Source organism: Leptonema illini DSM 21528, from assembly GCF_000243335.1.
Taxonomy (GTDB): domain Bacteria; phylum Spirochaetota; class Leptospiria; order Leptospirales; family Leptonemataceae; genus Leptonema; species Leptonema illini.
On sequence record NZ_JH597773.1, the window covers coordinates 3,166,975 to 3,185,614 of the forward strand.

General features: G+C 50.3%; 18 protein-coding genes and 1 pseudogene. 3 read left to right on the forward strand and 16 right to left on the reverse strand.

Annotated features, from left to right (window positions below; translation table 11 throughout):
• Positions 1-6 precede the first annotated feature (6 nt).
• From LEPIL_RS14455 to LEPIL_RS14515, 13 genes are all read right to left on the reverse strand, one after another.
• Positions 7-852, reverse strand: a complete 846-nt coding sequence (locus tag LEPIL_RS14455; protein ID WP_002773489.1) for an IS3 family transposase — start codon at positions 850-852, stop codon at positions 7-9.
• Positions 853-866: 14 nt separating this feature from the next.
• On the reverse strand, positions 867-1,151 hold the full coding sequence (locus tag LEPIL_RS14460) for a transposase (protein ID WP_002773491.1): 285 nt from the start codon (positions 1,149-1,151) through the stop codon (positions 867-869).
• Positions 1,152-1,213: 62 nt separating this feature from the next.
• Positions 1,214-1,963: a class I SAM-dependent methyltransferase gene (locus LEPIL_RS14465; protein ID WP_002773493.1), complete on the reverse strand. Its 750-nt coding sequence runs from the start codon at positions 1,961-1,963 to the stop codon at positions 1,214-1,216.
• 369 nt (positions 1,964-2,332) lie between these two features.
• Complete coding sequence (locus tag LEPIL_RS22325) at positions 2,333-3,109, reverse strand: class I SAM-dependent methyltransferase (protein ID WP_002773495.1); 777 nt, start codon at positions 3,107-3,109, stop codon at positions 2,333-2,335.
• Between the two features lie 54 nt (positions 3,110-3,163).
• Positions 3,164-3,718 carry an acyltransferase gene (locus LEPIL_RS24195; RefSeq protein ID WP_002773497.1) on the reverse strand — a complete coding sequence of 185 codons (555 nt, stop codon included), beginning with the start codon at positions 3,716-3,718 and terminating at the stop codon, positions 3,164-3,166.
• Complete coding sequence (locus LEPIL_RS22330) at positions 3,715-4,926, reverse strand: ABC transporter ATP-binding protein (protein WP_002773506.1); 1,212 nt, start codon at positions 4,924-4,926, stop codon at positions 3,715-3,717. The genes LEPIL_RS24195 and LEPIL_RS22330 overlap by 4 nt, the downstream gene beginning before the upstream one ends.
• A complete protein-coding gene (locus tag LEPIL_RS14485) occupies positions 4,923-5,744 on the reverse strand; it encodes an ABC transporter permease (RefSeq protein ID WP_002773508.1) in 822 nt (273 codons plus the stop codon). The genes LEPIL_RS22330 and LEPIL_RS14485 overlap by 4 nt, the downstream gene beginning before the upstream one ends.
• Complete coding sequence (locus LEPIL_RS14490; RefSeq protein ID WP_002773509.1) at positions 5,734-6,756, reverse strand: NAD-dependent epimerase/dehydratase family protein; 1,023 nt, start codon at positions 6,754-6,756, stop codon at positions 5,734-5,736. The genes LEPIL_RS14485 and LEPIL_RS14490 overlap by 11 nt, the downstream gene beginning before the upstream one ends.
• Positions 6,753-7,766, reverse strand: coding sequence for a dTDP-glucose 4,6-dehydratase (gene rfbB / locus LEPIL_RS14495; RefSeq protein WP_002773511.1), 1,014 nt, complete (start codon positions 7,764-7,766; stop codon positions 6,753-6,755). The genes LEPIL_RS14490 and rfbB overlap by 4 nt, the downstream gene beginning before the upstream one ends.
• Entirely contained in the window at positions 7,763-8,623 is an 861-nt protein-coding gene (gene rfbD, locus LEPIL_RS14500; RefSeq protein ID WP_002773513.1) for a dTDP-4-dehydrorhamnose reductase, read from the reverse strand. The genes rfbB and rfbD overlap by 4 nt, the downstream gene beginning before the upstream one ends.
• On the reverse strand, positions 8,616-9,182 hold the full coding sequence (rfbC, locus tag LEPIL_RS14505; RefSeq protein WP_002773515.1) for a dTDP-4-dehydrorhamnose 3,5-epimerase: 567 nt from the start codon (positions 9,180-9,182) through the stop codon (positions 8,616-8,618). The genes rfbD and rfbC overlap by 8 nt, the downstream gene beginning before the upstream one ends.
• On the reverse strand, positions 9,179-10,066 hold the full coding sequence (rfbA, locus tag LEPIL_RS14510; RefSeq protein ID WP_002773517.1) for a glucose-1-phosphate thymidylyltransferase RfbA: 888 nt from the start codon (positions 10,064-10,066) through the stop codon (positions 9,179-9,181). Before rfbA ends, rfbC begins: the two co-directional genes overlap by 4 nt.
• Positions 10,063-10,407, reverse strand: a complete 345-nt coding sequence (locus tag LEPIL_RS14515) for a MarR family EPS-associated transcriptional regulator (RefSeq protein ID WP_002773520.1) — start codon at positions 10,405-10,407, stop codon at positions 10,063-10,065. Before LEPIL_RS14515 ends, rfbA begins: the two co-directional genes overlap by 4 nt.
• 156 nt (positions 10,408-10,563) lie before the next feature.
• Here LEPIL_RS14515 and LEPIL_RS14520 point away from each other — a divergent pair, with 156 nt between their 5' ends.
• The gene (locus LEPIL_RS14520) at positions 10,564-12,327 is read left to right on the forward strand and encodes a hypothetical protein (RefSeq protein WP_002773522.1); all 1,764 of its coding nucleotides are present in this window, start codon (positions 10,564-10,566) and stop codon (positions 12,325-12,327) included.
• 21 nt (positions 12,328-12,348) lie between these two features.
• Here LEPIL_RS14520 and LEPIL_RS14525 read toward each other — a convergent pair whose 3' ends face one another.
• From LEPIL_RS14525 to LEPIL_RS22335, 3 genes are read right to left on the reverse strand one after another with little or no spacing between them, the layout of a single operon-like run.
• Positions 12,349-13,749, reverse strand: a complete 1,401-nt coding sequence (locus LEPIL_RS14525) for an MBOAT family O-acyltransferase (RefSeq protein WP_002773524.1) — start codon at positions 13,747-13,749, stop codon at positions 12,349-12,351.
• A gap of 32 nt (positions 13,750-13,781) precedes the next feature.
• Positions 13,782-14,837, reverse strand: a complete 1,056-nt coding sequence (locus LEPIL_RS14530; protein ID WP_157135088.1) for a DUF1574 family protein — start codon at positions 14,835-14,837, stop codon at positions 13,782-13,784.
• Between the two features lie 8 nt (positions 14,838-14,845).
• Positions 14,846-16,240: a hypothetical protein gene (locus LEPIL_RS22335; RefSeq protein ID WP_143464617.1), complete on the reverse strand. Its 1,395-nt coding sequence runs from the start codon at positions 16,238-16,240 to the stop codon at positions 14,846-14,848.
• A gap of 184 nt (positions 16,241-16,424) precedes the next feature.
• Here LEPIL_RS22335 and creB point away from each other — a divergent pair, with 184 nt between their 5' ends.
• Together creB and creC are read left to right on the forward strand one after the other, a co-directional pair.
• On the forward strand, positions 16,425-17,195 hold the full coding sequence (gene creB / locus LEPIL_RS14540; RefSeq protein WP_002773528.1) for a two-component system response regulator CreB: 771 nt from the start codon (positions 16,425-16,427) through the stop codon (positions 17,193-17,195).
• Between the two features lie 55 nt (positions 17,196-17,250).
• Positions 17,251-18,621: pseudogene (gene creC, locus LEPIL_RS14545) on the forward strand (two-component system sensor histidine kinase CreC); the annotation flags it as partial.
• Between the last annotated feature and the right edge of the window lie 19 nt (positions 18,622-18,640).

Sequence of the window (18,640 nt, forward strand, 5' to 3'; positions counted from 1 at the left end):
ACCCCATCAGGCCACTTTCTTAGTTTCAAATGCCTCCGGTGAGAGATAGCCCAGATAACTGTGGCTCCTCTTCCGGTTATAAAAGACTTCGATGTAATCGAATATCTCGCACTTCGCTTCCTCTTGATTCGCGAAGACCTTTCTGTCCAGCTCATTCTTCATCTGACCGAAAAATGATTCGGCGACGGCGTTATCCCAGCAGTTGCCTTTACGACTCATGCTCTGGACGATACCATGCTTCTTCAGCTCTGAACGAAACTCCTGACTGGCATATTGAGAGCCACGATCCGAATGAAAGACAAGACCCGATGCAGGACGACGCGAGCCGATGGCCATACGTAGTGCAGAGGCTACAAGCGATGATTCCATGTGCCTCTTCATCGACCAACCCACGACTTTGCGTGAATAGAGGTCGATGATTGCACAAAGGTATAACCATCCTGTCGCCGTCCTTACATAGGTTATGTCCGATACCCATGCCTGATTCGGTAATTCCGTCGAGAAATTTCTGTTCAACAGATTCGGACTGATTGGCGAATCATGATCTGAATCCGTCGTTCGCGGAACATATCTTTTACGACGTTTTCCGCTTATTTCAAGGATTTTCATGCCACGAATCACCGACAGACGACTGTACTGGAGTCCCTGCACCTTCAGCTCATGACAGATCTTTCTGAGCCCGAAGCATCGACGGTTCGATCGATGAATTTGCGTGATCATTGATAACAAATCCGATGACACGACTTCTTTCTTCTTGCCTGATCTCTTCATGTAACTGTAGAAAACGGATTTAGAGACGCCTAACAGGGCTGCCATGCGATTCACTGAAAAGTCCTTTCTCCACGCCTTCATGAAGGCGAACTTCTTCAGTCGTCCCGGGAAAGCATGGCTGCATACTTTTTTAGTATCGTGTTGCCCATTCGGAGGCTTGCATTCTCTGCTCGGAGGCACTTCAGTTCTTCCTCGGCACTGCTCTTCTTGCGAGTTTCCGGTTCACTCTTCTGGGATTCCAGATACTCCCGACGCCAATCCTGAAGGGTCCAGTAGCTGATTCCGAGACCGGCGGCTATGTCCTTGATCGATTCGTCGCCGGTCAGGGTCTGTTTTACAGCCTGTTCCCGGAATTCTGGCGAGTGTTTACGTTTCCTCATGGTAACCTCATAGTATTAAGTTACCCCTCTGAGGTGTCTATTTTTTCCGGTACGAGTCAAGATTACTCCACAATTCCTTTAACCGCCACAACTCCGTATCCCGTTGTCGCTCCCTTCACAATACCGTTATCATCGAGGAATCCAGAGCCCTCTATCTTCCATAAAGCCCTAAAACCTATATTGACAAGACGACAGGCGATCTTCTTTTTCCAGGGTTTTGAGTCTAACCCACGAAAAATTCCAGACAGTAATTTGCAATACATAGCAAGAACACTCCAGAGTCGACCTTGATTTTCAACGTGGACAGAAGTAAACCCAAGCCTACTCAGTTTAACACGATACCAGCTATCCGTATAACGACCAAAATCATCGGGATCAGCATGTTTGTGAAATAAAAAAGGGGTACAGATCAACAAATTACCGCCCGGCTTTAAGACACGAAAGGCCTCCGACAGGGCCTTTTCTGGCTGATCCAGATGTTCAAGAACTTCAGAAAGCATGACAGCGTCATACGATTCGGAACCAATCTTCAAATCATATACACTACAAAGAAAATCCGGATTCGTTTTCTCATCAATATTCACATACTGTACAGCGAGATCAGGCCTAACCTTCTCGATGTGAAAATAGCCTCTTTTATTGTCCTTCTTACCGCCAAGATCGAGCACACGACATCCATGCCCTACTCGCTGAATAGTTCTGAGCCAGAACAAATCCACATAGTATCGGCGAACGCTATAGTAGCCATCAGTAAGCAAAGAGCTTTTCAACGATTCCTCAGACAGGCCGCAAGTATTTGCCACAGAATTCATTCGACTTCTCCAGATTTTTTCTCGCTGTTGCACTTATCATTCGATTTTAGAACGCCTTGCCCTAAATGCAAGAATAGGCCATACATTGATACGGCCCTTTGTAATCAGCACTGCCTGCGCCACTGAAAGCACAACGTCTCATCTCCCTGCGGGAACCGGTCGCCAAAATAACATCCATAGCATCTTTTGCAAGATGCTCGCACTACACTCACACAGTGCTTGAACAAATAACAACTCCATGCCATCATGCGAACTGATGGCCGCCGCCCCAAGGCCTTCTATCTTGCTGAAGCCTATCACTGTTTTCATCGTATATCTCAATGACAATTAAGTCAAGAAACTCCTTATCTTGCGATGGGAAAAAACAGATCACTTTTTCTTTATAATCCATTCCTGATTTGGTTCAATGCCAAAGTTTCGCTGGATAAAATACTGAACTCGCACCCAGCCATTTGGAAATGAATCAGGATAAGCAGGGTAACGCATAAATGCATCTACCGAAAGTCGACGCACTATCTTTTTTATCTGCTTGGCGTTCACCATGTTAAGAGTATATAGAAAGCCCGGATTGCGCCCTCGCAAAACCAGAATGAAGCGAATCAGCCACCGGGGAAGAAACATCGGTAGATTCATCTTATAATGACCTTCCCACCACTGCCTATAGTCAGGCATGTTAAAGTATAGATACCCCCCCTTCTTGGTCACCCGAACAGCTTCATCAATAGATTGTCTTACATCGTTAACGTGTTCCAGCACAGTAAAGCAATAGACTAAATCAAAACTTTGATCTGTAAACGGCAGCTTTTCGGCCCCCCCCTGTATAATACGTGAAGGGTCAATACCCTGTATCTCAGCTTTTTTTCGAATAATCGAACAGCCTTCGGCTGAAGGCTCAACACCATAACAATCAGCACCAAGGCGATGAAAATAAATAAATTCTGCTCCCGTACCTGCACCGATCACAAGAATTTTTTTTGAACGTACATCAACGTTGATAAAATTCATAAGATGGTCAATTACTGGCTTGGCAAAGATTTCTTCTTCCCTGAGCCGTCTTTCTATTCGTTCCCTGAAATCTGAAAGGCCTAGTATATCCCTATAGTACGCTTGATAATACTGACTCATGGCATCATCAATCTCGCTCATCAGCACGGCTCCTTACTCTCACAAAATCGCAGACTCTAAGGCTGGTTCAATACTCTAACATCCTCGGACACCAATTCTCTTGGCTGGGACACCACCAACGATTTCATAAGGCGCAACATCAGCCCGAACAACCGCGCCTGCTGACACAATGGCCCCGTTCCCGATCGTTACTCCGTCAAGAATGACTGAATTCGCCCCGATCCATACATCATCGCCGATGGTAATTCCCTTCTGACTATGCCCCTGCTGAAAGATCGGAATATCTATTCGCTGAAAATTATGATTCGAAGGAATGATGACAACATGCGCGGCGATACGTACATTATTACCGATAGTAAGTCCCCCATGACCATACAAAATGGTAAACGGATTAACAGAACAATTTTCTCCCAGTATTATATGCCCACGATATGTTAGAAGCTGTGCAAAATGGTGAATTCTACAGCCTGCACCTATCTTAATCGATCCACCCGCAATCAATGACAGAGTCGCCCGTCGAGACAACATTGCCGTCTCGTGAATGAACACATTGCTGATTAACCGTCGGCCAGAATAGAGAAGCCGATTCCGGAGCAGTGTATACCAAGTAACCCTATCAAAAGCCCTCATGCGTCAGCATACCCCCATTCGGTCGTAAAAAAGCACTTACCCAATCCGGCAGTCGATTTCTTGACTGTAGCGGGCGAATCAACAAGTATTGTAGCCGCATTATTGACAATATCAATCTTGTAGGCCGCAGCGCTAACAACGACATCCAAGACATAGGTACCTGCCATCAGTGTGCAAACGGGAACGTCAATCCTGACTTTTTTTCCTCCTGACTTCCATTTTTCTTCAGGCTTAGAAATGATATTTGTCAAATAAGCAATAACCGTTCCATACGAATCGACGATCGATACTCCAATATTCGGACACTCAGCAGCTTCCAGAACAACCATCTCGAACTCAATAGACATTGGCCCGTTCGTACTAATCGGTTTTCCTTCATTGATAAAAATTCGACGAACTCTAATCTCTCCGGATCCTGGGCGTTTGCCTATGCTATCGGCCACTGGTTGACTCAATTGCCCACGCTGAGTTTCTGCAAAGTACTTCTCCAGAACTTGGTCCGTACTACCGGTCATCTTTATTTGCCCGGTATTCATCAATATGGAGCGACTGCACATTCTCTCAAGGACATAAGGACTATGGCTAACAAGCATTACCGACACGCCGGAATTGATCAACCTGTTCATTCTGTCTATAGCCTTCTTCTGAAAAACATAATCCCCGACACTGAGAACCTCATCGACAAGAAGGATATCGGCCCGAATGTTCATGGCCACACCGAAACCCAATCGAGCCAGCATTCCACTGGAGTACGTGCGCACGGGCATATCAAAGTACTCTCCCAGCTCACAAAACTCTTCCACATCGGGCTCAATCATTCGAATCTGACGTTTTGTGAGCCCCATGACCGCCCCGAGCAGCCGAACATTCTCTCGCCCCGAAAGATCGAAGTGCATACCGGCATTCAGCTCGATCATGGGAAAGATACGCCCCTTCACTTCCACGCTGCCACGGGTCGGCTTTGAGACACCGGCAAGGATCTTCAACAGCGTTGATTTTCCGGCGCCGTTTCGACCGATAATGCCGAAAACCTCGCCCCGATTGATTTCAAGGCTGATGTCGCGCAGGGACCATGGCCCCTGATCGGAATCGGTCCAGAGTGGATTGCGTAGATGCCGCAGATTGGAGAGGATCTGTCGCGGGCCGGCCGTCGGCGGTAATCCGTAACGTTTCCAGAGCCCGTCAATTTTGATAATCGTATCGCTCATAGTTCATCCGCAAAAAAGGCCGCTCGCTTCCTGAAAAGAGGCCACGCGATGGCCAGGGTCGCGAGGATAAAAACAACTCCAGACATCAGATGTATCCAGTCTGGCCCCTGATTCAGAACAACAGAGTTTCTGAATCCCTCGATAAGAGGTACAGTGGGATTCAAATAATACAGAAAGCGATATTTCGCGGGAACACTCTCAACAGAATAGATGATAGGATTCAGAAACATCCAGATCTGCAGAACATACGTGAAAGCCATCGTAATATCACTCTTGAAAATGCCGAAGGCTGAAACGAACATACCCACCGCAAAGCCAAGCAAGCCCATCAGAAGAAGATATAAAGGCGCCCAGAGCAGGTTGAGGCCAATATCAGCCCGATAAAAAAGAAGCATCAGACTGAAGAGCAGGATCATCATCAACATGTCAAAAATCATGTTCAGGACGTTAACGATCAAGAAGATCTCCCTGTCGATATTGATCTTTTTGATGATACCGGCGTTATTCATGATCGCAGGCGTACTGCCGTTTATAATGCCCTGAAAGAAATTCCATGGAATCATTCCACTGAAAATCAGCAGGGGATACGGAATTTTTGAATCTCGAATACCGAAGAACGAGCGAATCGTTATCCATAGACCGAGAAACATCAGCGGTTGCAGGATTGCCCACGCATGGCCGAGCATGGAGCGTCGATATCGGCCTCTTAAGTCGCGCAGAAACAGCGAAATGGCAAGGTTGTAGGCGAGATAGACATCGCGAATCCATTCCGTTGCCGCAGCCCTCTGGCGCAAACCCGCATATACATTACGAAACATGATAGTATCCCCTGTACCAGTCGACGAAGGCCTTTAATCCGTCTTGAATTGCAGTTGCAGGTCTGTATCCGATTTCAGATTCCAGATCAGACACGTCGGCCCAGGTTCGCTCCACATCGCCCGGCTGAATGGGGAGAAACTCCTTCGCAGCTTCGCGGCCAAGGGTTTTCTCGAGCACTTCTATCATATCCAGCAACCGCACAGGCGCGTTATTGCCGATGTTGAACAGTCTGTTCTGCCAGAACGCAGCGTCTTCACGCCCTATCATGCGCTCGATAGCCTTACAGATATCCTCAACATAAGTAAAGTCACGATACATATTACCGTTATTGAAAACACGTATCGGCTGTCCGGAAAGAATGCGGTTCGTGAAGTCGAAGTAGGCCATATCAGGCCTTCCCCACGGACCGTAGACGGTAAAAAATCGCAGTCCGGTTACCGGAATCCCGTAGAGATTATGGTAGGTAAAGGCCATCAGCTCATTAGCCCGCTTGGTTGCCGCGTACAGGCTAACTGGCTCATCGACTCGATCAGACGTTGAGAACGGAATCTTTGCATTCTTCCCATAAACCGACGAACTGGACGCATAGAGCAGTCTGACTCCAGTTTGATGCCTTACGTACTCCAGAACCTGCAAGAAACCATCCACGTTAGAATGCACGTAAACATCGGGGTTTTCCAGAGAATATCGTACTCCTGCCTGCGCAGCGAGATGGACTACGATATCAATCTTATGATCGAGGGCAATACGTTCCCAGACGTTACGATTGCATATATCGGCACGATAGAAAGGGATCTCACCTGGAACGAAGAAAATTTCCGACTCCTCCGTATCGGGCAGGTGGATCTGCAACTGCGCCAGCCGCGCCACTTTCAATGTAGGATCATAGTAATGATTCAGATCGTCCAACCCGATGACACTATGGCCCGCTGCCTTCAAAAGCCGCGCGAGATGGAACCCTATAAAACCAGCTATTCCCGTAACCAGAACAGTTTTCGCCTGTCCGCTCATCCAAGCCTCTCCAGATACCACTCTACCGTCTTCTCAATTCCGGTCTCAAAATTCTCAACGGCCTTCCAACCCAGCTCTGTCTCAAGCTTCGTCGCGTCAATCGCATATCGGCGGTCATGCCCCGGCCGATCCGTCACGTAAGTAATTAGAGCCCTGTAACTGCTTCCATCCTGGCGAGGACGTTTGGCGTCGAGAAGCGAGCATATACATTGAACGATGTAGTTGTTGTCTCTCTCATTACGCCCTCCGATGTTATAGGTTTCGCCCGGTCGTCCTTTTTCAAAGGCAAGATCGATTCCACGGCAGTGATCGAGAACGTAGAGCCAATCGCGCACGTTCTTACCGTCGCCATAAATCGGGATCGGCTGACCGGCAAGAGCCTTGCGAATGATCGTGGGGATCAGCTTCTCGTCGTGCTGCTTCGGACCGTAGTTGTTCGAGCAATTCGTCGTTACCGTGTTCAATCCGTATGTATGATGATAGCTGCGAACGACAAAATCACTGGAAGCCTTGCTGGCGCTGTAAGGCGAATTCGGTGCATAGGGCGTCGTCTCTTCAAAGAACCCGGTATCGCCGAGACTTCCATAGACCTCGTCCGTTGAAACATGCAGAAAGCGACACTGCTCATAGCCATGCTTAACGACAAATGGTTTTTCCATCCAGCGGCGATACGCTGCATGCACAAGCTGGAATGTGCCCAGAACGTTAGTCTGCAGAAATACCTCGGGATTGGCGATAGAGTTATCGACATGACTCTCGGCGGCAAAGTGGATGACTCCACGAATATCATGCTCATCGAAAAGGCGCTGCACAAGAGCGGCGTCTCGAATGTCTCCCTGAACAAAGAGATGCCGCTCGTTTTTTTCGACCTCAGAGAGGTTTTCACTTCGACCGGCATAGGTCAGCAGATCCAGCGTGACAACGCTTGTGTCAGGATGACGTTCCAGATAAAAAGGAATAAAATTCGAACCGATAAAACCGGCCCCTCCAGTGATCAGTATACTCTTCATAGGTCCTCTTGCTTCAAGCGTTCTATGCATTTTTGAAGACTGACACGCCAGTACGGTATTGAGATATTCAGGGCGCTGCGAATCTTCCGCTTATTCATGATGCTGTAGGCAGGGCGCTGTGCAGGCGTCGGGTACTCATGGGTCTCAAGTGGCCGAACGTCACAGGACAACCCCGATAACTCCATGATGGCGATGGCAAAGTCGTACCAGCTTGCCACGCCTTCATTCGAGTAGTGAAAGATACCTGAAAGATCTGCCGTTACGGCTTGTAGCAAAACGTCGGCAAAATCGGCTGTCCACGTCGGGGTGCCTACCTGGTCGGCGATGACGCCTATCTCTGAACGCTCCCGACCGAGCCGCAGCATGGTTTTAAGAAAATTGGCTCCATAGGCTGAATATAGCCACGAGGTGCGGATGATACACGCATCCGGATGAGCGTCAAGAACGGCACGCTCTCCTTCCCGCTTTGATAGTCCGTAAACGCCGAGAGGCGAAGTCATATCATCTTCAACATAAGGAGTGCTTTTTTTTCCATCGAAGACGAAATCGGTCGATATATGAATGAATCTGGCGCCGATCCGACGTGCTTCCGCTGCACAGAGTTCGGCGCCAGAATGATTTACGCTCATTGCGGCGTCTATATCAGATTCGGCCCGATCCACGGCCGTATACGCAGCGCAGTTTATGACACAGGACGGCCTCTCCCTCTCTACTACCTGACGTACCTGAAATGCATCGGCAATATTCAACTCAGAGCGATCCGTGAAAACGAAGGTATGGTCGTGGAATATCTGCGCCTTCAGCCTGAGCTCTCTCCCGAGCTGGCCGCTTCCGCCGGTGACCAGGACTTTACTCATAGAGCTGCCCCTCTGGGAATAACTCAGCCTCAGATATCAGAGAAGCTTTGCGATCTTTTTCTGAAAGAATCAAATCGCGTTCAGGCACCCTCCAGTCAATGCCGAGGGACGGATCGTTCCAGCGAATCCCACGGTCATGCTCTCGCGAATAGTAGTTATCCACTTTGTAAGAAAAAATGGCCGCCTCACTGAGCACGACAAACCCATGAGCAAAACCACGCGGAATGAAGAGCTGCTTCTTATTCTCGGCGGACAGCTCCACGGCAACATACCTGCCGAATGTCGCAGATCCACTGCGAATATCGACGGCAACATCCAACACGGCTCCCTCGATGACTCTTACGAGCTTGCTCTGAGCAAAAGGAGGAAGTTGATAATGCAGACCGCGCAATACGCCTGAAGTCGAGCGTGACTCATTGTCCTGTACGAATTGGATGGAGCGGATGTTGCGAGAAAACAAATCGTCCCGGTAACTCTCGAGAAAATAACCGCGCCCATCACCGATAACCTTCGGCTCAATCAAGAAAAGACCCGATATTTCAAGTTCTGTAAAAATCACCGGCCCCGCTCCCGATCCACGATACGCATCAGATACTGTCCATATTGGTTTTTCTTCAACGGCTCAGCAAGCCTCTCCAGTTGCTCCAGAGTGATGTATTGCTTGTAATATGCTATCTCTTCAAGACAGGCTATCTTGAGCCCCTGTCTGCGCTCTATCACTTCCACGAATTCCGATGCCTCAAGAAGGCTCTCATGTGTTCCCGTATCCAGCCAGGCGAACCCACGGCTCATAATATCCACATAGAGCTTGCCATCCTCGAGATACTGTTGATTCAGAGTCGTAATCTCGAGTTCTCCACGAGGCGAAGGCTTGATCGTCCTCGTGCGCGCAACGACGTCAGACGTATAAAAATAGAGGCCGACTACGGCATAATTACTCTTCGGTTGTTCCGGCTTTTCTTCGATGCTCAGAGCCTTTCCGTTCCTGTCGAAGTCTACAACGCCATAGCGTTCCGGGTCATCGACATAATATCCAAAAACAACAGATTGCCGATCCTCTTTAACTCGCCTGACCGAATTGAGCAGCAATTCCGTCAATCCATGGCCGTAAAATATGTTATCACCGAGGATCAAACAGGCGTCAGATCCGTTCAAGAATTCTTCACCGAGCAGAAACGCCTGGGCCAGCCCGTCAGGTGAGGGTTGTATTTTGTAGGAAATCTTCAGGCCGAGGTCGGATCCGTCACCAAAAAGCTCCTCAAAACGTTCCATGTCTTTTGGAGTCGATATGATCAACACTTCGCGAATACCGGCCAGCATCAAAACGGAAAGCGGATAGTATATCATCGGTTTGTCGTATACAGGCAGCAGTTGCTTAACGACTCCCTTTGTAACCGGATACAATCGCGTCCCCGAACCACCGGCCAGAATGATACCCTTCATAGGCTACTTCCCCTTTCATCCAGCTCTTTCTTCAATTCCTCAATCTCTCTCTTGATCTGCTCGTACTCTTCCATTTTGCGCCGCAAGAATCTCACAGCAACCCTGCCCTTTTCTTCAATACCGGCCGGAGTTAGAAAGTACGCATAGGCTGCCTTATTCCGGCTGTTCTTGAAATTGCGCGCCTTTACAAGACCTTTCTCGATCAGGGCATTCAGGACATAGTTCGCCTTACCGACGCTAACGCCAAGCTCATCAGCCAGTTCACGCTGCGTCAGCTCGGGCCGACGGTCCAGCAAGCGCAGCACCTGATAATGAGTCTCATCTGACGCAAAATGCGGCATCTGTTCAACGAATGAACAGATGCGAGAAATGTCAAGAGAAAACCGAGAAGCTGCCCGCCCTTCCCCTGACACTGGCCTGTGCAGGCAATGGTAAACTCCTGAAAAGGAAGTGACCGCGGAGCGCCTGAAGAAAGGCTGTTGTCAGGACATAATGCAATGACCGCGAAAAAGGAATATCTGATCTGGGGCGGCCTCTTTCTGGCTCTTGCCTCCTTCGCCATCTATAGCAGAATCTGGGTGACAGAAGATGCTTATATTTCCTTTCGCTATATAGAAAACCTATTCTCAGGCAATGGTCTTGTTTTCAACAGGGGTGACCGCGTTGAGGGATTCACACATCCTCTGTGGCTGTTTCTTCTCATTCTGCTTCGAACTGTCGGCATCGATGCTCATCAGGGCGGCATCCTGCTCGGATTCCTGCTGTCTCTGAGTGGTATCGCTCTCGCCATTCGCTGGAAGTCAAAATCCTCCTCCCCGCTCTTCCTTCTACCGGCCCTGCTGGCATGTCATGATGGATTTCGTGATTTCGCCACATCAGGTCTTGAGTTTCCCCTTACTTTCTTTTTACTGATCGCGCTGCTCACTCTGACGTTCCAGCAAAAGCTGCACTCTCCGTTCCTGCTCGGAACGATTGTTTCACTGCTCTACCATACGCGACCCGAAATGGGGATGCTGATTCCCTACTATTTCCTGTGGAGGCTTGCCGAGATCCGCAAGCTGGAATGGAACTGGATACTCAGATATGCCCTGGCCGTCGGCCTTTTTGCCGGCCTTTACCATCTGTTCCGGTTTGTCTACTTTCACGATATTCTGCCTAACACGTTTTATGCAAAATCAGGCGGCAGCGCGCGCTATGCCGACGGACTGAATTACCTGATGCATTTTCTGACGTATTCAAAGTTTTTTCTTCTCGCCGTCGCTGCCACCGCAGCCTTCGCGCTATGGCGCTTTTTTGTGAGTAAGCAACAGGCCGAAACCGGCGAGATTCATCGGGCACCGCTTGTGATGCCCTGGCGAGAGATTGTGCTGATTGTTCTGCTCGGCCATTACATCATCCGGGTAGGCGGAGACTTCATGGGTTTTCGGCTTTTGATGCCGACCTTTATTATCGTCTGGTTCGTTCTTGACTATCTTGCCGCCGCTCTTGCAAAAGATCTATCTCCTGTTATCATACGATCCCTCAACCTGATTCTGTTTCTTTCTGTGTCTGTCGTTCTGGTGTTCGGGAATAGCTTTCCTGTTCTCAAAAGAGGCATCGTCAACGAGCGCATGGCCTACATCAACGAGTTCGACGCCGACGGCAGGATCGTTAAGCGTCTGTATTCGGGCCCTGTCGATCTGGCCAGTGGAGTGAAACATCGTTGGTTCGTCAGAGGGCTGGAATTCAGGAACCTGCAGGCATGCCTGGGCATCTCTGACTTCAGGATAACGAACTCGCTTACGGAAGCGAAGTGTATGGAAGACGGCGTCGGTCTGGGTTACTTTGGCGTCGCCGCCGGTCCTGACGTAATAATCATCGACGAACTCGGCCTCACCGACCGGGACGTCGCCCGATCGAATAAAAAGTCGGGTCATAACAGAGTGGGGCATGAAAGAAGCATCAGCCTCGATCAGGTGATAGAGAAAAAAGCGGCCTTCTGTTCTCTTGAGGATCGCCGATATGATGATTTGATGCGAACGAAATTCGGCGTACTGCTGCGCATTGAGCCCGAAATGCTACGTAGCCTTGGCAAAACGGAATACGAACGCAGGGTAAAAGGCCTCAAACAACTCAAGAAAAGCATCCTTGCCGGCAGCTCTGCCGACGATCAAAGACTCCTTTCAAGGATCGAGCATCTGGAAAATATCTGGCAACAGAAGGTGGAAGACCTGCCGGATACGACAGAAGAACAGACACGAACGGATGGCTGCTGGCTGTAATGTCTTTTCCGATCTCTCAACTCAAAACTGAAAGTAGATAAACGGAGTCGATTTTCCGGTAAAGGCCATAACAAGGAATCCGATTACGACGGCGGCTACCGGTAAGATCCATTCCCTCCACTTCCAGATACGCAGAAAGGGACGTGCTCTGTATTCATATACATGGAGCACGATTGCCGCGAGAAGAATATACTCCACCCTCAACGGAAATTTGACTCTGCCGGTTCCTTCGCTGCTTATCAAGCCTGCAATTACATCAAACGCCCCCTGCATGTCAGGCGCTCTGAAGAATATCCAGGCAAGCAACACAAGATGAAAGACGATGAACCCGCGAAGCAATCTTGACGGCCACCGTGCATCGGGCTTCGGATACAGGTTAAAGTAGCGCTCCATGACGAGATAGGCTCCGTGCAAGGCCCCCCAGACGATAAAGGTATAGTTCGCTCCATGCCACAATCCGCCAAGAACCATCGTGGCAAAGAGATTGAAATAGTTGCGGACTGCCGATACACGATTCCCACCCAGACCAATATAGAGGTAATCGCGCAACCATTGCGAGAGAGTAATATGCCAGCGACGCCAGAAGTCGCGAAAGCTTAAAGCAAAATAAGGCGCACGAAAGTTATGCGGTATTCTATAACCCAGAGCATATGCAAGTCCGCGAGCCATATCGGAATACCCAGAGAAGTCCATATATATCTGAATGGCAAACCCGTAAACGGCGGTGAGAACGGCCTCAGAAGAGTAGGCAGAAGGACTGGCAAAAACGGGATCGATAGCCGGTGATATATTATCGGCGATCAAAACCTTCTTTGCGACACCAATCAGAAAGAGGAAGATGCCTTTATCAAGCCAGTTGCGACGCAGCGTTACGGGCCTCTTCAAATATGGCAGCAATTCATCGTGCCGCATAATCGGACCGGCGACAAGCTGCGGGAAAAACATAATGAAGAGCATGAAATCCTTCATGCTCACATGATAGTCGATCGTTCCGCGATAGCGGTCTACATGAAAGGCAAGAATCTGAAAGGTGTAGAAGCTGATACCGAGAGGTAGTATGATTTCGGGAATCAGACCATCGCCTGGCTTCAAAAATGCCGACACGTCGGCAGGCAGGGCAACCGATGCGGCATCAAGCAAGAAGTAAAAGTATTTAAAGATGGCAAGATGCAGAAGGTTCAGGGCCAAAAGGAAACGCAACATCAGCTTTCCCGGGCGTTGCACGAAGAAGTACACGGTATAATTGAGCGCGACAATACCCGTGAAATGCAACAGGAATGGAACGCTCCACCATCCGTAAAAAACCAGCGAAGCTATGAGTAGAAGATTCTTTCGCCCTTCAATGTCGAGGCGAGGAATCTTCCAGTACAGGAGATACAGAGCCAGGAAAAAAACCAGGAATGGGATCGAATTGAAAAGCACGCCCGGCGCTCCGAAGGGAGCACTGTGGTCCGCTATTTCGAACTGTCAATCAAAATTGCCGCAAGCTCGGTATAACATACATCCGCCAGGTGGCTCTCGTCCGTAAACAGACGGCACTGCATAGAATCAGTGGAAATCCGAACATATCTCCGATCGCCCTTTCTCAAGCGATTCACTATCGATGTGAACGGCCTTTCTACGCCGGATTCCTGCTCAATCCGGGTGAAATTTTGATGAACAGGAGGAGTCCAGAGCACGAAGGGGATACCATCTTTTTCAAGCTCCGCAATCAGGTAATCCAGACTGTCGAGAGCCATAGCGTCCGCGGTGTAATCACTGAAAAGCCATTCTCCGTACACCCGTTGCAGAAGAGCCCGGTAATTCGAATCAGAGGATAAGTCGGGGAATTCCTCTGCCGACCTGTCTTTCTCCAGCCTTAGCGTTCGCGCAACAGGGCGATACATAGATGTCCTGGTTACAGCGAGTGGGTTGAAGGCCTTATTCATAAAGCGCGTCGAATCATCCTGAACGGTCGGCGGAAAAATCGATCCGACAAAGAGCCGTGCGGTGAGCCATTCTTTGAGAAACCGAGGGGGATAACGATCAAGGTGCCGCATGATAAACGCATCAGGCGATACCTCGCCGATATAGCTTCGACGCAGCGAATAGTTTTCGTTAAACGCAAAGGAAGATACCTCTATCCATACCAGGTCCGGACGATAGCCTTTTTCCCTTAAGTAAAGATAGTGATGCAGAAAAACGACCGGAATGGATGCGGACAGCGAAAAAGAGTAGATACGGTGACGCTCAAGCTGCTCGCGCTGTTCCTGATTGAGTCCGGGGGTTTCCTGAATATCGCGAACTGACGGAGTCCGTCCGAACGGTACGCTTCGCGACGTTCCAAAGACCCAGATCTGCTTCTGATCTTTCCTCGATAATTCTTCTTCGCCCTCAATTGCATGAACGTCAAAGTCCACTCCGCTGGCCACCGTGAACCGCTCCCGGACAGCCGGGATCAACAGTACCTTCTCCGCAAAAAGAAAGAGAAGCAGATAAAGAAAAGGTTTGTAGAAAAAGAAGGACTTCATAGCCTCCATCACCGCAACGGCAGCCTGTAGGTCGCCGAGAAGTCGACGGTCTTAATCATCTCCCGGGCTTTTGTGCGATCGAAGATGTAGTCGCCGAAGATCGCCATCTGAATACGATTCTGAATCACATCATTGAAACTACCGTTGTACTTGTTGCTTAACTCAAAGCTCACGAATCGGTATTCGTAGATCTCATACTTGAAGCCCGCAGCAAGCGTAAGCCGTTCGTTTACAAGATAGCTTCCACGCAGGGCTGCGTAGGGCCCTCTTACCGCAATGTCGCCCGTATAACGCATTCCATCAAGTCTGAATTCGCCCACGCTCAGGAGCGCTTTCGATTCTTCATCGATGAAGGCATCGCCTCTGCCCGAGTAATAGCCGAGTAACAACGACATGCCTACGTAGGAGCGACCGAATTGAAAAGGCATGAGAAACTCGAAGCCGCCGATCACTCCTTTCGACGTCGAACCTCCGTCGATCTCTGTCTGTGTCCAGGTAGTAACGGGCAGATTGGCGAAAAGACCGAAACTGCGAAAATCCGTTTTTGTTTCCATCAGATGCCGCCGACCGCCGACAAACGGTCTCACGCGGAAGTAACCCGCCTCATAGACGTCGGCGCGCAGAGCAAGCTCGATAACAGTGCTTCGAATTGGATCATGCAGCTCGGCACTCTGATAAGCGAATTCATTGCCCTTATCTGTAAACTGCGCATAGGTACGACCACTGGCCTTCCCTTGCGAAACGCTGCCATCAAGGTCAAGGAAAAATCGTCCGTAGTTATACCCGATGCCAAGCGCGAGCATGGGCGAGAGATCGGCGCTGCGATCCTTTCTATCGGCAAAGCCGCCGCGAAACTCCGAGCCGATCATAGTGATCGAATTGCGCAGACCAAGAATACCGGCCCGCACATGCTGAACACCGAGTCCTCCGCGAAAGTTCAGGTCGTTCTGTCGGTAGGACGGCTTCTGATCTTTGCGCTGCTGATCCTTTTTTTGCTCTTCGGTCTTTTTGAGTTCTTCTGCCTTCTTCAGTTCCTCGGCTTTTTTCTGCTCTTCAAGCTTCTTACGCTCGGCCTCTTCTTTCAGGCGCTGCTGTTCGATCAGCTTCTGCTGTTCCAATTGCTGGCGTTTCTGCTCTTCAAGCTTTCGCTGCTCTTCGAGTCGCCTCAATTCCTCTTGCTTACGCAGCTCTTCTTGCTTGTTCCGAGCGCTATCGTATTCGATGCGGCGAATCTGCGCCTTGGAGATCTTGCGCAACCCCTGTGGCGTTCTGATAAATACGTCGGTGGCGGATTGATTCTCAATCTTACCATCGATATTTGTTCCGTTGGCGAGATAGATCGTATCGGCCAGAAGAGGAGCGGCAAGAATAAACACTATGATTATTGTCAGTTTTTGAGCCACGCATCGCATTGAGTTCAACTCCTTTGAGTTTCCTTGTTTGCCGTCGGTTTTATCTATGTTATGAGACGACCATTATATTTGACGGAAAAAAAGACGAATCGCTCACAATTTTGGCGCTGACAAGCCCATTTTCGCGCCGTCTTAATTCGATTGACTGCATGGCCGTCGACGCAACCTTTCTGCTATGTCTTCTTCGGTCATTCTTGTTGTCGAAGACGAACCCGCCATCGCCGATACGATCTGCACCGCACTGCGCCTTGATGGCTTCACGGCCGTCTCTGTCGGCACGGCAGCGGCGGCGCTTTCCCGCCTTGCAGATGATGTGAGCCTTGCCATCGTCGATATCGGATTGCCTGACCGCAGCGGATTCGACCTCTTACGCGAAATACGTAAAGCCTCCTCTGTACCTGTCATGTTGCTTACGGCGCGATCCGAAGAGATCGATCGCGTGCTCGGCCTGGAGCTCGGCGCAGACGATTACGTCGTCAAGCCCTTCTCTCCGCGAGAGCTGGTGGCTCGCGTACGTGCCATTCTGCGACGCATCTCCACCACGCCTTCGACGCCGACAGGAGAGTCCGGTTCCACCTCTGTCGATTCGCATACGAACCATCAGAAGATCATCGGCCCCTTTCAGATCGATCGCGGCCGAAAGGTCATCCACTATGCCGGTCAACGACTGCATCTGAGCGCCTATGAATACGGCACGCTTGAGCTGTTCCTTGATCATCCTGGCCAGGTTTTCTCGCGAGAACAGATCATGGATCGCGTCTGGGCCGATCCCGAAGAGAGCTTTGATCGCGCCGTCGATACGGTTATCAAGAACATCAGAGCGGCGATTCGATCGGCGCAGGCCGATACAACCCTTGATCCCATAGAGACAAGGCGCGGCATGGGATACTGTCTTCGCGAAGAGATCGCCCGATTCGAAAGAGAACGCAAAGAGGGAAGTCGATGAACATAAAAAACGGCATGAGCATTCGCCTTCGGTTGAGCATCGGTTTTTTTTTGTCCTTGTCGGCGCCTTTTACTTTCTGATCGATTCCATCCTCAAAGACATTCGGCCGCGTTATCTTGAAGCGGTTGAAGAAAGCCTGAACGACACGGCGCATCTGCTTGCCTCGCAGATTGAATTGCAGCTTCGTGACGGACGCATTGATCCGACGCTACTACAGTTAACCTTTCAGCGCATGCAGGAGCGCGAATTCACGGCGAAGATATACGGGCTCGTAAAAACCCGCACTTCTCTTGACGTCTATATCACCGACGCTCGCGGCATCGTCATCTTCGATTCGACGGGCAAATCCGTCGGCGAAGACTTCTCGCGCTGGAACGACGTAGCCCGCACCCTGCGCGGAGACTACGGTGCGCGGTCTTCGCGTTCCGACGCCGATGATCCCGCGTCGGGAGCGCTTTTCGTTTCGGCGCCGATCCGGCATGGCGATGCGGTGATCGGCGTCTTGACCGTCGTCAAATCCAAAGATAGCGTCACGCCGTTCATCGATCTGGCACGCCGTAAGTTCATCCTTGCCGGATGGATGGCAGCCGGAGGCATCATTCTCTTCTCCATTTTGATTACGATCTGGATCACCTCGCCCATCAAGCGTCTGCGAACGTATGTGGAGTCGTTACAGAGCGATCATCCGCTGCCTGTGCCGCGAAGCAGCGGCGAGGTGGGCGAGCTTGCCCGTGCCTTTGAGGCGATGCGGCGAGAACTGGAAGGCCGCCAGTACGTCGAGCGTTATGTGCAGACGCTGACGCATGAGATCAAGAGTCCGCTTGCCGCCATCCGCGGATCGGCCGAGATCTTGCAGAGCGATTTAACCGAAGAGGATCGAAAGCGAATGCTGCGCCACATCGAAACGGAAAGCGGTCGTATCAACGAGATCATCCAGCGTATGCTCGATCTGTCTACGCTTGAGAATCGCTCACAGCTGCGCGACATCGAAGAAATCGCCGTCGCCGACCTTCTTGCCGATATCGCAGTGTCGCTTGAACCGATCGCCCGGCAGCGGCAGATCAAGCTCGACATCAAGGCCGATCAAATGATCGTAAGGGGGGAACGTTTCTTGATCCGCAAGGCCGTCGAGAATCTCATCCACAACGCCATTGATTTTGCTCCGACATCGTCGACGGTGCGCATCGCATGCGAACGCCGCCGTGGAACGATCGCCCTGCTCGTCAGTGACGATGGTCCGGGTATTCCCGATTACGCGATAGACCGCATCTTCGAGCGCTTCTATTCGTTGCCGCGTCCCGAAACGGGACGCAAGAGCACCGGCCTCGGCCTGCCGTTCGTCAAAGAGGTGATGGAGCTTCACGGCGGACGCTGCGAGGTGACCACGAACGGACAGACGACGGCTACGCTTCTCTTTCCGGATTGAGTTCGATAAGAATACTCAC

Excerpts from the sequence above, each read along its gene's own strand:
- LEPIL_RS24195 (WP_002773497.1), bottom strand. The coding sequence starts at position 3,718 with ATGAGGGCTTTTGATAGGGTTACTTGGTATACACTGCTCCGGAATCGG.
- LEPIL_RS22330 (WP_002773506.1), bottom strand. The coding sequence starts at position 4,926 with ATGAGCGATACGATTATCAAAATTGACGGGCTCTGGAAACGTTACGGA.
- creB (WP_002773528.1), top strand. The coding sequence starts at position 16,425 with ATGTCTTCTTCGGTCATTCTTGTTGTCGAAGACGAACCCGCCATCGCC.
- LEPIL_RS14490 (WP_002773509.1), bottom strand. The coding sequence starts at position 6,756 with ATGAGCGGACAGGCGAAAACTGTTCTGGTTACGGGAATAGCTGGTTTT.
- LEPIL_RS14455 (WP_002773489.1), bottom strand. The coding sequence starts at position 852 with ATGAAGGCGTGGAGAAAGGACTTTTCAGTGAATCGCATGGCAGCCCTG.
- LEPIL_RS14465 (WP_002773493.1), bottom strand. The coding sequence starts at position 1,963 with ATGAATTCTGTGGCAAATACTTGCGGCCTGTCTGAGGAATCGTTGAAA.
- rfbD (WP_002773513.1), bottom strand. The coding sequence starts at position 8,623 with ATGAGTAAAGTCCTGGTCACCGGCGGAAGCGGCCAGCTCGGGAGAGAG.
- LEPIL_RS22325 (WP_002773495.1), bottom strand. The coding sequence starts at position 3,109 with ATGAGCGAGATTGATGATGCCATGAGTCAGTATTATCAAGCGTACTAT.
- LEPIL_RS14515 (WP_002773520.1), bottom strand. The coding sequence starts at position 10,407 with ATGCCGCATTTTGCGTCAGATGAGACTCATTATCAGGTGCTGCGCTTG.
- LEPIL_RS14460 (WP_002773491.1), bottom strand. The coding sequence starts at position 1,151 with ATGAGGAAACGTAAACACTCGCCAGAATTCCGGGAACAGGCTGTAAAA.
- LEPIL_RS14520 (WP_002773522.1), top strand. The coding sequence starts at position 10,564 with ATGACCGCGAAAAAGGAATATCTGATCTGGGGCGGCCTCTTTCTGGCT.
- rfbA (WP_002773517.1), bottom strand. The coding sequence starts at position 10,066 with ATGAAGGGTATCATTCTGGCCGGTGGTTCGGGGACGCGATTGTATCCG.
- rfbB (WP_002773511.1), bottom strand. The coding sequence starts at position 7,766 with ATGAAGAGTATACTGATCACTGGAGGGGCCGGTTTTATCGGTTCGAAT.
- LEPIL_RS14530 (WP_157135088.1), bottom strand. The coding sequence starts at position 14,837 with ATGAAGTCCTTCTTTTTCTACAAACCTTTTCTTTATCTGCTTCTCTTT.
- LEPIL_RS14485 (WP_002773508.1), bottom strand. The coding sequence starts at position 5,744 with ATGTTTCGTAATGTATATGCGGGTTTGCGCCAGAGGGCTGCGGCAACG.